General features: G+C 65.5%; 11 protein-coding genes, 2 tRNA genes and 1 pseudogene. 10 read left to right on the top strand and 4 right to left on the bottom strand.

Annotated features, from left to right (window positions below; genetic code table 11):
• Positions 1-51: 51 nt before the first annotated feature.
• Positions 52-1,698: an electron transfer flavoprotein-ubiquinone oxidoreductase gene (locus tag H9L12_RS04830; RefSeq protein WP_187542847.1), complete on the bottom strand. Its 1,647-nt coding sequence runs from the start codon at positions 1,696-1,698 to the stop codon at positions 52-54.
• 97 nt (positions 1,699-1,795) lie between these two features.
• Between H9L12_RS04830 and H9L12_RS04825 the strand changes: the two genes are divergently transcribed.
• The 8 genes and pseudogenes from H9L12_RS04825 to H9L12_RS04790 all read left to right on the top strand — a co-directional run bounded on the left by H9L12_RS04825 (position 1,796) and on the right by H9L12_RS04790 (position 8,304).
• Positions 1,796-2,101, top strand: coding sequence for a hypothetical protein (locus H9L12_RS04825; RefSeq protein ID WP_187542846.1), 306 nt, complete (start codon positions 1,796-1,798; stop codon positions 2,099-2,101).
• A complete protein-coding gene (locus H9L12_RS04820; protein ID WP_187542845.1) occupies positions 2,101-2,526 on the top strand; it encodes a uracil-DNA glycosylase family protein in 426 nt (141 codons plus the stop codon). Before H9L12_RS04825 ends, H9L12_RS04820 begins: the two co-directional genes overlap by 1 nt.
• Positions 2,527-2,534: 8 nt before the next feature.
• Entirely contained in the window at positions 2,535-4,355 is a 1,821-nt protein-coding gene (locus H9L12_RS04815) for a lytic transglycosylase domain-containing protein (RefSeq protein ID WP_187542844.1), read from the top strand.
• A 49-nt stretch (positions 4,356-4,404) separates the two neighbouring features.
• Positions 4,405-5,474 (top strand): annotated as a pseudogene (locus H9L12_RS04810) (PA0069 family radical SAM protein).
• Positions 5,475-5,528: 54 nt separating this feature from the next.
• A complete protein-coding gene (locus H9L12_RS04805; protein WP_187542843.1) occupies positions 5,529-6,926 on the top strand; it encodes a M28 family peptidase in 1,398 nt (465 codons plus the stop codon).
• 32 nt (positions 6,927-6,958) lie between these two features.
• Positions 6,959-7,246, top strand: coding sequence for a hypothetical protein (locus H9L12_RS04800; RefSeq protein ID WP_187542842.1), 288 nt, complete (start codon positions 6,959-6,961; stop codon positions 7,244-7,246).
• 57 nt (positions 7,247-7,303) lie between these two features.
• Positions 7,304-7,380 (top strand) — tRNA-Pro (locus H9L12_RS04795).
• A 36-nt stretch (positions 7,381-7,416) separates the two neighbouring features.
• Positions 7,417-8,304, top strand: coding sequence for an ROK family protein (locus tag H9L12_RS04790; protein ID WP_187542841.1), 888 nt, complete (start codon positions 7,417-7,419; stop codon positions 8,302-8,304).
• A gap of 1 nt (position 8,305) precedes the next feature.
• Here H9L12_RS04790 and H9L12_RS04785 read toward each other — a convergent pair.
• From H9L12_RS04785 to H9L12_RS04775, 3 genes are all read right to left on the bottom strand, one after another.
• Positions 8,306-8,382, bottom strand: a tRNA-Ile gene (locus H9L12_RS04785).
• Between the two features lie 46 nt (positions 8,383-8,428).
• Positions 8,429-9,997, bottom strand: coding sequence for a sensor histidine kinase (locus tag H9L12_RS04780; RefSeq protein WP_187542840.1), 1,569 nt, complete (start codon positions 9,995-9,997; stop codon positions 8,429-8,431).
• A 161-nt stretch (positions 9,998-10,158) separates the two neighbouring features.
• Complete coding sequence (locus tag H9L12_RS04775; protein ID WP_187542839.1) at positions 10,159-11,406, bottom strand: tetratricopeptide repeat protein; 1,248 nt, start codon at positions 11,404-11,406, stop codon at positions 10,159-10,161.
• A 249-nt stretch (positions 11,407-11,655) separates the two neighbouring features.
• Here H9L12_RS04775 and H9L12_RS04770 point away from each other — a divergent pair, with 249 nt between their 5' ends.
• Positions 11,656-12,111, top strand: a complete 456-nt coding sequence (locus H9L12_RS04770) for an EF-hand domain-containing protein (RefSeq protein ID WP_187542838.1) — start codon at positions 11,656-11,658, stop codon at positions 12,109-12,111.
• A gap of 217 nt (positions 12,112-12,328) precedes the next feature.
• Positions 12,329-15,019 carry a DNA gyrase subunit A gene (gene gyrA / locus H9L12_RS04765; protein ID WP_246450698.1) on the top strand — a complete coding sequence of 897 codons (2,691 nt, stop codon included), beginning with the start codon at positions 12,329-12,331 and terminating at the stop codon, positions 15,017-15,019.
• Positions 15,020-15,057: the final 38 nt, after the last annotated feature.

The following is a 15,057-nucleotide window of genomic DNA, read 5'->3' as shown; positions in this document are numbered from 1 at the left end:
ACAGGACCGCAAGCGGCGATCACCGCGAGCATGGCCGACGAAACCAGGCGCCTACATGTTCGGATAATTCGGTCCTCCGCCGCCTTCGGGAACCACCCAGTTGATGTTCTGGGTCGGGTCCTTGATGTCGCACGTCTTACAATGCACGCAGTTCTGCGCATTGATCTGAAGCCTTGGTGAACCGGCTTCCTCTACGATCTCGTAAACGCCGGCCGGACAATAACGCTGCTCCGGCGCGTCATAAAGCTTGAGGTTGACCGAAATCGGCACTTCGGCGTCCTTCAGCGTCAGGTGGATCGGCTGGTCTTCCTCATGGTTGGTATTTGACAGGAACACCGACGACAGGCGGTCAAAGGTCAGCTTCCCGTCCGGCTTCGGGTAGGCGATCGGATGGTAATGCTCCTTGCGGCCGATCTGGGTGTGGTCGGCGTGGTGCTTCAGCGTCCACGGTGTCCGCAGCTTCAGCCAGTTGAGCCACATGTCGAATCCGGCGAAGACGGTTCCGATGGTCGATCCCCATTTGGCGACCGCCGGCTGTGCGTTGCGAACGATTTTCAGTTCATCGGCAATCCAGCTTGACCGGACGGCGGGTTCGTAGCTTTCCAGCGTGTCGAAGCGGCGATCGGCGGCGATGGCCTCGAACGCGGCCTCGGCCGCAAGCATGCCCGACTTCATCGCCGTGTGGCTGCCCTTGATACGCGGGACGTTCACGAAACCGGCCGAACAACCGATCAGCGCGCCGCCGGGGAATGCAAGCCGCGGGATGGCCTGCCAACCGCCCTCGTTGATGGCACGGGCGCCGTAGGAGACGCGCTTCCCGCCCTCGATCTCGGCGCGGATCGCCGGGTGGGTCTTCCACCGCTGGAACTCCTCGAACGGCGAGATGTACGGATTCTTGTAGTCGAGCGCAGTGACGAACCCGAGCGCAACCTGCCCATTGGCCTGGTGGTAGAGGAACCCCCCGCCCCACGCGTCGTCGAGCGGCCAGCCTTGCGTGTGGATGACACGCCCCGGTTGATGTTTCTCGGCAGGAACGTCCCACAACTCCTTGACGCCAAGACCATAAACCTGCGGCCCCGATTCCTTGCGGAGATCGAAGATGCGGACCAGTTCCTTGGTCAGGTGCCCCCGCGCACCCTCCGCGAAGAAGGTGTAGCGGGCGTGCAATTCCATGCCCGGCTGGTAATCGGGTCGGTGCGTGCCGTCCCGCGCCACGCCCATGTCGCCGGTCGCCACGCCTTTGACGCTTCCGTCGGGGTTGAACAGCACCTCGGCGGCGGCAAAGCCAGGGAAGATTTCGACCCCCAGCGCCTCGGCCTGCTGCGCCAGCCAGCGGGTCACATTACCCAGGCTGACGCTATATTTGCCCTCGTTATGCATGAACGGCGGCATGAAGATCGTCGGAATCGACCATTTGCCCTTGCGGGTCAGCACCCAGTGAAGGTTATCCGTGACCGGCACTGTCAGCGGGCTGTCGCGATCGCGCCAGTCGGGAAATAGCTCTTCGATCGCTTTGGGATCGACCACGGCGCCGGACAGGATGTGCGCGCCGACCTCGCTACCCTTCTCAAGGACGCAGACGCCGATTTCACGGCCTTTTTCCTCGGCGAGCTGCTTCAGGCGGATGGCGGCGGACAGCCCGGCCGGGCCGGCGCCGACGATCACGACATCATATTCCATCGATTCCCGGTCGCTCACGCCAGTCTCCCGTCACGGCCCTGCCGCTGTTGCGGCTTGCGTCAGCCCTGCCAATTCCTTGACCGCGCCGTCAACCTTGGACGATGGTCGGCAAAGCATGACCGACACCCTGCAAGCAGCGCCGCTGACTAACGCCGAAGCCGAGAGCCTGCTCTCGTGGTGGCTGGAGGCCGGCGTCGACGTTGCAGTCAGCGACGAGCCGCGAAACTGGCTCAAGGCATCCAAAGACGCGCCGGCGGCGACAAAGTTGACCTCCGCCACCCCGCAAACGACGGAGCCTGCGCGCAGCGAGGCCCTGACACTGGATGCGTTTCATCAGTGGCTGGCCGACGCCGAAACGTTGCCTCTGTTCCGTCCGGGGCAAAGCGCGTGCTTCCCGCCGGCCGTGAACAGGCGCCATTGATGCTGTTGAGCGACCTTCCCGGACCCGAAGAAGCTGGTGCTGGTCGGCCGATCGCGGGCCCGGCCTGGATCTTGACCGAACGAATGCTGCAGGCGATTCAGATCGACCCGGCGTCTGCGTATGTTGCCTCGCTGAGTTGTTTTCTGTCCCCGGGATCGCGAATTACCCGCGAGGATCTTGCTCGATGCGGCGAGCTGGCGCGCGAGCAGGTTCGCCTCGCCAAACCCGAACGCCTGATCCTGTTCGGCGACGCTCCGGCGCGGGCGCTGACCGGCCTGCCGCTTGGCGAGGCGCGCGGGCGTATTCATCACGTCGAAGGTGTGCGCACGATCGCCACCTTCCACCCTCGATGGCTTCTGCAACGGCCGTCGGACAAGGCCCTGGCCTGGCGCGACCTTCTGTTGTTGATGAGCGAGGATAATTGATGAGGTCGATGAGTGTTTGGCTGGCGGGCGCGGCGTTGTGCGCGATGCCGGCATGGGCGCAGCAGCAAACTCCAAGCGCCGAAGACCCGCTGGCGCCGATCGACACGCAGATGCCGCAGGACACGCTGGCCCCGCAGCCCGCGAAACCGGTGCCTGCCCCCACGCCAGCCCCGACCCCGGCACCGAGTATCGTTCCCCCAGTCGTCGCACCGACCCCGGAGCAAGAGGCCGGGTCGATCCACCCCTATGTGCCGCCGCGGGTCGCGCCCAAGGACTGGAAAGGCGTCTTCGCGGCGATCCGGACCGGGGACTGGCTCGGCGCCCAGCTGGGAATCGCCGCGCTGCCCGATGGGCCTTTGAAACCCGTCGCGAAGGCGGAACTCTACACTGCGAAAAATTCGCCGAAGGTCGACCTGGCCTCCATCAATGCCCTCTTGGTGGAGTCGCCCGACCTTCCCCACACCGAGCAGCTGCAGCGCATGGCCATCGCTCGCGGCGCCTCCAGCGCACCAGGCATCGCACCTCGCCCGACCGTTTTCTTAGGGTCCGCGCCGCGCCGACAGCGCGCCCGCCCCGTTGCCAACGAGCCGCTGGCCGACGCGCTTCGCGCCCAGCTCGACCCGCTGGTTCGTGCCGACGATTTCGCGGCGGCCGAGGCGCTTTTGATTGCTCAAGGGCCGTTCTTGACGCCCGACGCGCGTGCCGAGGCCGGGCAACGCGTCGCCTGGATTTACTATGTCCTGGGCCAAGACGGTGAAGCTCGCCGGGTTGCCGACCAGTGGCGCGTTGGGGCCGGCGGCGAGTGGGGCGGCCAGGCCGCCTGGATTTCAGGCCTCGCAGCCTGGCGGCAGAATGACTGCACGGCCTCCGCGGCGGCCTTTCGCGAAACGGCACGCCTGACTGCCGACCGTGAATTGGCCGCCGCCGCCTTCTACTGGGCGGCAAGGTCGGAGCAGGCGTGCCGTCGCCCGCGCGAGGTGCAGGGATTGCTGAAAGCCGCGGCGCGATCGGCCGACAGCTTCTATGGCCTGGTCGCCCGCGAAACGCTGGGCATGCCGACCACCATCGCACCTGCGTCGCGATCGCGGGCGGGCGGCTTCGTCCCGATGAACCTGCTGCGCGCGCGGGAGCTTTCAGCGATTGGCGAGCGCGGCCTCGCCGATGAATTCATTCGTTACCAGGCCCGTCTCAGTCCGCCCGGTGACCATCACAAGCTGCTGGCATTGGCGGAGGAGCTCAACCTTCCCGCCACGGAGTATTGGTTGGCACACAACGGCCAGCCCGGCGCTCCGGTGCAGGCGGCGGACCGCTTTCCGACCCTCCGTTGGCGGCCGACGACCGGCTGGCGAATCGATCCCGCGCTCGGCATGGCGCACACCAGGCAGGAAAGCGATTTTCGCGCCGGGGTAGTCAGCCCCGCCGGTGCGGTTGGCCTGATGCAGGTTCGCCCCGGAACCGCCGGCGACTTCGCTCGTGCCCGCGGCACCGCTGTCGGCGATCTCAAGGACCCGTCAGTGAACCTGGAATATGGCCAGAGCTTCATTGAGCTGATGCGCGGCAAGGCTGCCACGCGCGGGCAGATCCTTAAGATCATCGCCGCCTACAACGCCGGCCCGGTCCCGGTGGACCGCTGGAATTTCATCAACGACCGCGGCGATCCGCTGCTGTGGATCGAGAGCCTTCCTTATTGGGAAACCCGTTACTATGTCCCCGCCGTTCTGCGGAACATGTTTGTCTACCAGGGCCTCGACGGGCGCGACCAGCCCGCTTTGAAGACCTTGGCCGAGCACAAATGGCCGGCATTCCCGACCGCCCCAGGCAGTCGCTAAGTCCGCAAATGTTCTTGAAATGTTCTGGTTCGGCGAGCATCCTGCCGGGATGCCAGTCGAGTCGACCAAAGCGCGCGGAGCCACCCGCAACGCGACCCCCACCCGCTTCAACCTGAAGGAGCGGATCGTCGAGGGCGAATGGCTCGACAGCGTGGAAAGCCTCGACGGAATCGCCCCCCGCCGGACCACGGTGACGATCGAAAAGCCGCGATCGATCCTGACCCGCAACAGTTCGCCCGATATTGGCTTCGACCGGTCGGTCAATCCCTATCGTGGCTGTGAGCATGGTTGCATCTATTGCTTCGCGCGGCCGACACACGCCTACCACGACCTGTCGCCCGGAATTGATTTCGAGAGCCGCTTGTTCGTCAAGCCCGACGCCGCCAAGCTGCTGCACGCGACGCTGTCGCGGCCCGGCTACGAAGTCGCGCCGATCGCGCTTGGCACCAACACCGATCCCTATCAGCCGATCGAGGAGCATTGGCGGGTGACCCGCAGCATCCTCGAGCTGCTGCTTGAAACGAAGCACCCGTTCACCATCACGACCAAGTCGGACCGGGTGTTGCGGGACCTCGACATCATCGCCCCGGCGGCCAAGCTGGGCCTTGCCGCGGTGGCCATCTCGGTGACCTCACTCGACCCGAAAGTCCACCGGACGCTGGAGCCTCGCGCGCCAGCAGCACGGAAGCGATTGGCCGCGATCAGGGCACTGAGCGATGCGGGTGTCCCGGCCTATGTGTCGGTGTCGCCGGTCATTCCCCAAATCACAGATCATGAACTGGAGGCGATCGTCGCGGCTGCGGCGTCGGCCGGCGCCCGCGGGGCTTCTGCCTGCCGGTCCGCCTGCCGCTTGAGGTCGCGCCGCTGTTTCGCGCATGGCTCGACGAACATTACCCCGACCGCGCGGCAAAGGTCATGGCGACCATCCGCTCGATGCGCGGCGGCAAGGACAACGACGGCAACTTCTTTACTCGGATGCGCGGCCAGGGTCCGTGGGGGGAATTGCTCGCCACGCGCTTCGAAATGGCGGCCAGGCGCCATGGCCTTGCCCGGGCCAAGTTCGCGCTCCGCTGCGACCTGTTCGAAGCGCCGCAGGGCGACCAGTTGCGCTTGCTTTGAGAATTTCGACGAACGACGGTGACAGGCGGCAAACGGCCCGATAGCAACGCGGCCATGATCCGCTCCCTGACCCTCGCCGCGCTGCTCGCGACCGCCACCGCCCTGCCCGCCCAGACCGCACCGGCGCCGCCCCCGCCGATCGTCACCGACGCGAGGGTCGCCGCCCTCCGCGATGCGGCACTCACCGACAATTATGCGTGGGAGATCACCGAGGGGCTGACGACGGAAATCGGCCAGCGGCTGGCGGCGACACCGGCTGAAGCCCGCGCCCGCGATTGGGCGGTCCGCAAGCTGACCGCGATGGGGTTCAAGAATGTCCGCGTCGAAACATTCTCGATGCCGGTGTGGACCCGGGGCGCGGAAAGCGCCGAAATCCTCGCCCCCTTTCCGCAGCGTCTCGTCGTCGGCGCACTGGGCAACAGCGCCTCGACCGGACCGGAGGGCATCACCGGCGAGGTCATCGGCTTCGACAGCGTCGACGAACTGCGCGCAGCGCCGGACTCCGCCGTTCGTGGCAAGATCGTTTTCATCGATAACAAAATGGCCCCCACCCAGGACGGATCCGGCTACGGCCAGTTCGGTGCCCCGCGCCGCCAGGGCCCGACCATCGCGTCGATGAAGGGTGCCATCGGGATCGTCGTGCGTTCGATCGGGACGGACCATCACCGTAACCCCCATACCGGCGCTACGGGCTTCGCCAACGGCGCCAGGCCCATTCCGGCGGGCGCCCTTACCATTCCCGACGCCGAACAGCTTCAGCGCATCCTGAAGCGTGGAAAGCCGGTGCGGATGCACCTGACCCTGGTCAGCAACGCCCGCCCCGACGGCCAGTCGGGGAACGTCGTTGCCGAAGTTCCCGGCCGCGACCCGAGCCTCGCGCCGATCCTGGTCAGCGGTCACCTCGACAGCTGGGACATGGGCACCGGCGCGATCGACGATGCGACCGGCGTGGCGATCGCCGCCGCGGCGGCCAAGCGGATCATGGACACCGGCCAGCCACTTCGAACGATCCGGGTCGTCTGGTTCGGCGCGGAGGAACCGGGCCTTTTCGGCGGGCTCGACTATCGCAAGCGCCATGGCAAGGAACCGCACTACGCGATCATGGAAAGCGACTTCGGCGCCGACCGGATCTGGCGGGTGAATTTCAAGCTCGGCGAAGACCGCAAGCAGGAAGCCCGCACCATCGGCGCCGCGCTGGCGCCGCTGGGGATCGTCACCGGCAGCTACGAAGACGCGGATGGCTCGGACATCGGACCGATGATCGAGGATGGACTTCCCGCCATCGGCCTCAGCCAGGACGGCACCCGCTATTTCGACCTTCATCACACGCCGGACGACACGCTCGACAAAGTTGATCCCCAGCAGCTTCGGCAAAACGTGGCGGCGTGGACGACCGTACTGGCGGTCCTCTCCGGCGGGATCGAGGAGCCAAAAGCCCGCAAGCGGCGTTGAAGCGCGAACTGTCTTGAAAAAAGGAACAGACAATGCGCGCAATGATGTGTCTGGGATCGGCGGTCATGAGCGTGGCGCTCGGCGCCTGCCAAGTAACCGAAGACAAGGGCAACGGCACGACCACGGTCGAATTCAACCAGGAAGTCGCGGAAAACAGCGCGGCAGTTGCGGTCGATAAGGCGCAGGACGTTGCCGGCACAATCGCCGCCGATGCCAAGCGCGAGGCCGACAAGTTGGGCAACGAGATCGGCGACGTAAAGGTCGACGTCGATATCAATCGTGACAACGACAAGCCGGCCCCGACCACCAACAGCCAGTAAGTTCCCGACCAATCGAGGCTTTCCGCGGGCGAAGGCCCCTGCTAGGCGCTGCCCCGTCGGGGAGTAGCGCAGCCTGGTAGCGCATCTGCTTTGGGAGCAGAGGGTCGCAGGTTCGAATCCTGTCTCCCCGACCACTTCTCGCCCGTCCCGGGCCGGTTGGCGGAGGCTGAATGCGCGTTGGCGGCATCGAACTGGGAGGCACCAAGTCGATCGCGGTACTTGCCGATGGCCGCGACATATCGGCGAAGACCTCCATCCCCACGGGCGATGATCCTCACCATACCATCGGCGCGCTGGTCGATTGGCTGGAAACGGAAGCGGCGGGCAGCGAACTCGGTGCCATCGGTATTGCCAGTTTCGGACCGGTCGCGGTCAACCCGTCCGCCGCCGATTTCGGCTTCATTCGAACCACGACCAAGCCGGGCTGGTCCGGCGCCCCGGTCCGCGGACCGTTCGCGGAGCGATTTCGTTGCCCTGTCGCGATCGACACCGACGTCAATGCCGCCGCGCTCGCCGAGCAGCGTTGGGGCGCTGCGCAAGGGCTCGGCACCATCGCCTACATCACCATCGGTACCGGCCTTGGCGTCGGCGTGGTCGTGGATGGCCATACGCTTCACGGCCATCTCCATCCCGAGGCGGGACACCTGTTGCTTCGCCGGGCGCCCGGGGATGATTTCGAAGGGGCCTGCGTGTTTCACGGCGATTGTGTCGAAGGGCTGATCAGCGGGCCGGCCTTGGCCAAGCGCTTTGCGCAACTGCCGTCCGAGGTTCCCGCCGAAGACGCCCGATGGAACTCGCCCGCAAGCGACTTCGCGCAGTTGCTCGCGACCCTGATTTGCGCGGTGTCCCCACAGCGGATCCTGCTCGGCGGCGGTGTCGGGCTCGGCCGCCCACAGCTTCTTGATCGAGCGATCGATTTGATCCCCGGGCTGATCGCCGGCTACCTGCCGGACCTGACGATTGACGTCCTGCGCAAGATGATCGTCCCGGCGGGTCTGGGCGCCGACGCCGGACCGCTTGGCGCCATCGCGGTGGCGCTTCGCGCACTCGACGGCTGACTGGTGGGCCCGGCAGGACTCGAACCCGCAACCAAGCCGTTATGAGCGGCCTGCTCTAACCAATTGAGCTACAGGCCCCACCGCGCGCCGCGATAGCCGTGCCCGACGGGATGGCGCAAGCGCCCTACTTCTTGGTTGGTAGGGTGAGGACGAACCGTGTGTCGTCCACGATCAAGTCTCCGCCGGCAATCCGCGCCAGCCCGCGCACCAGTCGAAAGGCAAAGCCGAGGCCGATCCTTTGCCCCGATGGTCCGGTGAAGCCAGGATCGAACAACTGGCGTGTTTCCAGTTCCGCGAGCGGAGCGGGGCGCGTCGCCGCAATCGCGCACTGCCCTTTCGTTACTCCGACCTCGACCGCAAGCGTCTCACCCTCGGGAAGGGCATCGACGATGGCGCTGATGAAGCGTTCGGCAAGGCGGCTCGACAGTGCCGGGTCGAGCGCGGTCCGCTGGCCGCGCCCGCGAAACTGAAGCGAAACTTCGACCCCGCGCGCCTCGGTGCGGGCGTTGATCCGGTCGGCGACTTCCGGGAGTACGACTGATAGGTCCGTACCCTCGCCCGGTGCCGACCGGCTGGATTGCAGCTTCGCGGCGAAATCGAGGTCTTCGATCGCTCCAAGCAATTCGCGCGCCTGGACCAGGATTTCGCCGGCTCGCTCGCGGTATCGACGATGCGCCGGACCCAGATATTGACCGTCGATGATCTCCGCGAAGCCGATGATGGCGTTGAGCGGCGTCTTGATCTCGTGGATCATCTCGCGAAGTGTGTCCGCTCCTTCGAACGCGCGAGGCACCGCAGCCCGTTGCGACGGCGTAAGGTCGATCCGCCGCGCCATGCCGCGGTAACCGATGAAGCGACCATCTCCGGGCGCGAACGCCGGGGCCCCGCTCACTCGCCATTCTCCGCCGAAGGGATCGGCCGACGCCAGCGGCACGTCCGCGAAAGGCGCCCGGCGAGCAACGAGATCGCGGCACTCCTCCGAAAGCAGGGCCTCGCCCGCATGTCCGGCAAGGCTGCGGCCGATCAGCGCGGCGCGCGGCGCCCCCTCCACCCAAGCGATCAGGCCCAGGGCGTCGCTTTCCCAACGGAACAGCGCCGGCTCGCGCCGGACTGGCTCGGGCGCCGTTTTGGGCAATTCGTCAGGGATTTCATCAGTCTCAACCGGCGTTCCAGCCGCTTCGCCGGCCCGCTCCCTCCGAAGCTGTTCGATGCGTGCAACCGCTTCACCAATCGACGGGATCTCGTCTTCGCCCGGCGGCTTCGCTGCGGGCGCGATCTCCGGCGCCTGCATATCAGCCACCTTAATACGCGCCGCAGGGCCCTCGAGCGCGAAGAAGAACCGCCGTACTTCGTCGCTGGCATTGGCCTCGATTTCACGCCGGCTGTCATCGTCCAGCGTCGCCCCCGCGAGCAGGGGCGCGGCGACCTCCAGCACATCCGACGCGAACAGCGCGATCAGGCGCGGATCGAGTGGACGGCCTGCGATTGACCGGGCCGTCGCCGCTCGCACCGTGTCGGGTACGCTCGACCGGTCGTCGCGCGCCGCCTGGATGGCCCGATCGACCAGCGCTGCATCGGCATCGCCGCGCGCGCGCGACAACAAGTCCACCAGCTGGCGCCAGCGTACCGCCCGGTCGCGCGAATCGCCGACCGGGCTGTCCAGAACAGTCTTGAGGCGGTCATCGAAACGCAAACGGGCACCTTCCAAAACGGATGGAACGAGCCATGAGTGCACGCGTGGGCGGGCAACAGTGGGATTCGGTTAACCGTCCTTTAACGGGACACGCCGCTCACCCAAAGTAAAAGGGGCGCCGGATCGACCGACGCCCCTCAAATTTCCACCGCTGAAAAGCGTTACGGACGCTGCGTCAGGTAAACGAGCCAGAACTTGGCCTGCTCGGCCTTCGGGCCAGTCACGGCCTCGAGCGCCGCCTTGGCACCAGCCTTGTCGCCCGCCATCGTCAGCGCCGCGCCGAGGCGCAGGTTCGCTAGCGGAACGTCCGCGCCCGGCTTGGTCGCCGCCGCGCGGTAGAGTTCCGCTGCCTTGGCATAGTCGCCATAGCCGTAGAGCGCGTCCGCCGTGGTCATCAGCGGTTTCACAGCCGTGCCTGCCAGCGCCTTGGTCGCGGCCGGGCCAAGCGACGCGCGGTCACCCGCCAGATTGGCGCTGGCCTGCTTGTAAAGCGAGCTGATCACGCTGCTGCTGCGCGAAATGGAGTTGGAGGCGAACCCTTCTTCCAGCACCGCCTTGGCTTCACCGCCCAACCCCTTGTTGGTCGCGGACAGGGCGTAGCGGGCATAGTCGCCCTCGCCGGCCAGCGACTTGGTCGCGCGCTGGAGACGCCAAAGGTCGAGCAGTTCGCTCGGCGCAATGCCGGACTGATCGGCATAGACCTTGATCGCGTCCCGCCAGTTCTTGCTGGTCGGATAAGCCGCGACCCACTGGCGTGCGAGGTCCGCGGTCTGCGGACTCTTCGACTGGTAGGAAACGGCGACGGCGCGCTTCAGATAATCTTCGGAAAGCTTCGCGCCGCCCGCCTTACCGAGCTCCGCGGCCTTCTGGTAATAGCCCAGAGCAGCGGCCGACTGGCCCATCTTGGTCTTGGTTTCCGCCAGCAGCATGTAGTTTTCAGGGTCGTTCGGGGCGAGCTTGATCGCCTTTTCAAACGACTGCGTCGCGCCGGCATAGTCCTTGCCGTTATACTGGTTCTTGCCGATGTTGTTGATGATCGTCGTCAGGCGGGACGTATTGGCGACACCACTGGCCTGAAGCGCGTCGACGGCAGCGCTTGCCGCCGTGAAGTTGCTGGCGTTCGCGGCATTGCTCAGCTCCAGCTGGGCCAGGATGCAGCGGTCGTCGGGCTTTTTCGCCGCGGCACGGGCGGCGGCATGCGCCGTTGCATACGCCGCTGCGTCTTTGGCATCGACCGCCGCCTTCAGGTCGATCAGCGGCTTGCGTGCACCGTTGCTGAGGTTGCCCGGGCACAGGTCCGACTGCGCTGCGGGCGTTGCCGCAGCTTCCGCCTTCTGCGCAGCAGGTGCGGCTGTCGCGGCTAGGCCGCTCAAAAGGACAACGGTCATCGCGGTGAACGTCGAACGCATGTAAATCTCCTGTCGGTCGGGTCGCCGCTTCGGCAACGCTCGGCTGGTCGTGAAAATCGGCCTTACGCCTTGGGGGCGTGTCGGGAAAGGCGATTTGGCCGTTGCCGGCTGAACGCTATTTGAACCAAGCGCTTGGCGTGCTGACTTCAGAACCGGAGCAAAGCGGAACCCGACTCAGCCGGCAGGTGTTTCCCACCTAACCCACATACATCTCGGGTGAGCGGGGCGGCGAAACTTGGGAGATTCGTCATGCGTAACCCCCTTCTGCTCGCGACCGCCCTCGGCGCGGCTGCCCTCTCCGCCTGCACCACCTATGATACCGCCGCCGCACCCGCCCCCAGGACTGTCGCCTCGGTCAATGCCAGTGCCGTCTGCGGCAACACGACCTATGTCGATTCCAACAATGATGGCTGGATCAGCGGCGACGAGTGGAACATGTATCGCACGTCGACCTACACCTATTGGGACACCGACCGCGACGGACGCATCAGCCAGAGCGAGTTCCAGAATTGCTGGTACGGCAACGGCTTCTATCGCGACGCCTACTACAATCGCGACTACTGGAATCCGTACTGGACCGGCTTCGACACCAATGGCGATGGCTATCTGTCGGCCGATGAATATTGGTCGGCGCAGGCGTTCACCCGTCTCGATGTCAACCGCAACGGCCGGATCGACGCCAATGAATATGCCTGGCCGCGCTAGGCCTGCCTGATCCGCTCGAAAATGCCGTCATCCCTCGCGTGCGCGGGCGCGCGGGGGTGGCGTGCCGGGTCGTGATCCGCTAGCAAGGAAGCGACGGGGCGGCGACCGCCGAATCCCCGAATTTTCGTACCTAGTGAAGCAGGATTGATCCTTGGCGACCCAGCCCCCGGCCGACGACACGCACGGCGATATTGCCCCCATCTCCATCGTCGAGGAGATGAAGACCAGCTACCTCGATTATGCCATGTCGGTGATCGTCAGCCGCGCGCTGCCCGACGTGCGCGACGGCCTGAAGCCTGTCCACCGCCGCATCCTGTTCAGTGCCAGCGAAAACGGCTTCGTCTACAATCGGCCCTATCGCAAATCGGCCCGCATCGTCGGTGACGTGATCGGTAAATATCACCCGCACGGCGACACCGCGATTTACGACGCGCTGGCGCGCATGACCCAGGATTGGTCGATGCGCCTGCCGCTGATCGATGGCCAGGGCAACTTCGGATCGATGGACCCTGATCCGCCCGCCGCGATGCGATACACCGAGGCGCGCCTCGCCAAGGCGTCTAGTTTCCTGCTCGACGACCTCGACAAGGACACGGTCAACTTCCAGCCGAACTACGACGCGTCGGAACGCGAACCACAGGTGCTGCCTGCGCGCTTCCCCAACCTTTTGGTCAACGGCGCCGGCGGAATCGCGGTCGGCATGGCCACGAACATTCCGCCGCACAACATCGGCGAAGTGCTGGCCGGGTGCCGCGCTTACATCCAGGACCCGACGATCACGTCCGAAGGTCTGATGGAGTATGTCAAAGGCCCGGACTTCCCGACCGCACCGCTGATCCTCGGCACCGCCGGAATCCGCGCCGCCTATACCACCGGCCGCGGCTCGATCCTGATGCGCAGCCGGGCCCACGTCGAGGAAGGCCGCAACGACCGCCGCTCGATCATCCTGACGGCGATTCCCTATCAGGTCGGCAAGAACGGCTTGGTTGAAAAGATCGCCGAGGCGGCAAAGGACAAGCGGATCGAGGGCGTCAGCGACATCCGCGACGAATCGAACCGCGACGGCGTCCGGATCGTCATCGACCTGAAGAAGGACGCAACGCCCGACGTCGTCCTGAACCAATTGTGGCGTCACACGCCGGCGCAGTCGAGCTTCCCGGCCAACATGCTGGCGATCCGCGGCGGTCGCCCGGAAACGCTTAGCCTGCGCGACATCATCGAAAGCTTCGTCAAGTTCCGCGAGGAGGTCATCACGCGCCGCTCGAAGTTCGAGCTGCTGAAGGCCCGCGAACGCGCCCACATCCTGCTAGGCTTGGTCGTGGCGGTCACCCACCTCGACGAGGTGGTGAAGATGATCCGCGGCTCGGCCAGCCCGGCGGAGGCACGCGAAAAGCTTCTCGCCCGCGACTGGGCGGCCGACGAAATCCGGCCCTACATCAAGCTGGTCGAGGCCGTCGAAGCCCAGGCCGCGGGCGAAACCTATCGCCTCAGCGAAGCGCAGGTCCGTGCTATCCTCGAGCTTCGCCTCCATCGCTTGACGCAGCTTGGACGGGACGAGATCGGGAAGGAGCTTGAAGAGCTTGCCAAGGTGATTGGCGAACTCCTTGAAATTCTTGCCAATCGCCTTCGCCTCTATGAGGTCATGCAGGAGGAATTCGACGAGGTTGACCGTGAATTCTCCAGCCCGCGCCTGAGTGAAATCGCCCCTGCCGCCGATGGCATCGAGGACGAAGACCTGATCGAGCGCGAGGACATGGTCGTGGCCGTCACCATGACGGGCTACATCAAGCGCACCCCCCTTGCCCTGTTCCGCGAACAGAAGCGCGGCGGCAAGGGCCGTTCCGGAATGAACACAAAGGATGAGGATATCGTCACCGAATTGTTTGTGACCTCGACCCACAATCCGGTGCTGTTCTTTTCAAACCTCGGCCGTGTTTACCGGATGAAGGTGTGGAAGCTGCCCGAAGGCGGTCCCAACGCGCGTGGCCGGCCGATGATCAACCTGTTGCCGCTCGCGGAGGGCGAGACGATTACTACCGTGCTGCCGTTACCGCAGGACGAGGCGGAATGGGGCGACCTTCACATCATGTTCGCCACTTCGAAGGGCACGGTGCGGCGCAACTCGATGGATGCGTTCACCAACATCCCGACGGCAGGCAAGATCGCCATGAAGTTCGGCGAGGGCGAGGACGGCGATCCGTCCGACCGCCTGATCAGCGTCGCCCTGCTCACCGAGGAGGACGACGTCCTGCTCGCCACGAGGAACGGCAAGGCCATCCGCTTCATGTCGACCGACGTCCGCGAATTCCAGTCGCGCTCATCGACCGGGGTACGCGGCGTGCGGTTGCTCGGCGACGACCAAGTCATCTCGATGTCGATCCTGCGCCGCGCCGGCACTAGCCAGGAAGAACGGGAAGCCTATCTGAAGGCGCCGCAATGGCGCGACAACAGCGCCGCCGAAGGCATCGATGAAGAACGCTACGCCGAGATCGCGGACAAGGAGCAGTTCCTGCTGACGATTACCGAGAATGGCTACGGCAAACGCTCGTCGACCTACGAGTATCGCCGGACCAACCGCGGCGGCCAGGGCATCACCAACATCGTCACCTCGGAACGTAACGGCGGCGTGGTGGCGAGCTTCCCGGTGAAGCCTGGCGAATCGCTAATGCTGGTCACCGACCAGGGCAAGATGATCCGGACGACCGTCGGCGATATCCGCATTGCCGGCCGCAACACGCAGGGCGTGACCATCTTCAAGGTCGCCAATGCCGAGAAAGTCGTGTCCGTGGCCAAGATCGACGAAAGCGAGGAAGAGGAGATCGAACTGGAGGCCGGTAGCGAAATCGCACCGGAAACGGGTGCCGACACCGCCGATGACCTCGCAGCCGGCCCAGAAGACGGGCGCTAAGCTGTACGATCCGCCGCTGGTCGAACGGCCGGCCAGCG

Source organism: Sphingomonas rhizophila, from assembly GCF_014396585.1.
Taxonomy (GTDB): Bacteria; Pseudomonadota; Alphaproteobacteria; order Sphingomonadales; family Sphingomonadaceae; genus Sphingomicrobium; species Sphingomicrobium rhizophilum.
Note: the sequence above shows the minus strand (reverse complement) of the source record. Positions and strands in the feature narration are given on the sequence as shown.

What these genes read in the sequence shown, in the direction of transcription:
- H9L12_RS04775 (WP_187542839.1), bottom strand. Translation starts at nt 11,406, where the DNA reads ATGCGTTCGACGTTCACCGCGATGACCGTTGTCCTTTTGAGCGGCCTA.
- H9L12_RS04800 (WP_187542842.1), top strand. Translation starts at nt 6,959, where the DNA reads ATGCGCGCAATGATGTGTCTGGGATCGGCGGTCATGAGCGTGGCGCTC.
- H9L12_RS04820 (WP_187542845.1), top strand. Translation starts at nt 2,101, where the DNA reads ATGCTGTTGAGCGACCTTCCCGGACCCGAAGAAGCTGGTGCTGGTCGG.
- H9L12_RS04805 (WP_187542843.1), top strand. Translation starts at nt 5,529, where the DNA reads ATGATCCGCTCCCTGACCCTCGCCGCGCTGCTCGCGACCGCCACCGCC.
- H9L12_RS04825 (WP_187542846.1), top strand. Translation starts at nt 1,796, where the DNA reads ATGACCGACACCCTGCAAGCAGCGCCGCTGACTAACGCCGAAGCCGAG.
- gyrA (WP_246450698.1), top strand. Translation starts at nt 12,329, where the DNA reads ATGAAGACCAGCTACCTCGATTATGCCATGTCGGTGATCGTCAGCCGC.
- H9L12_RS04815 (WP_187542844.1), top strand. Translation starts at nt 2,535, where the DNA reads ATGAGTGTTTGGCTGGCGGGCGCGGCGTTGTGCGCGATGCCGGCATGG.
- H9L12_RS04790 (WP_187542841.1), top strand. Translation starts at nt 7,417, where the DNA reads ATGCGCGTTGGCGGCATCGAACTGGGAGGCACCAAGTCGATCGCGGTA.
- H9L12_RS04770 (WP_187542838.1), top strand. Translation starts at nt 11,656, where the DNA reads ATGCGTAACCCCCTTCTGCTCGCGACCGCCCTCGGCGCGGCTGCCCTC.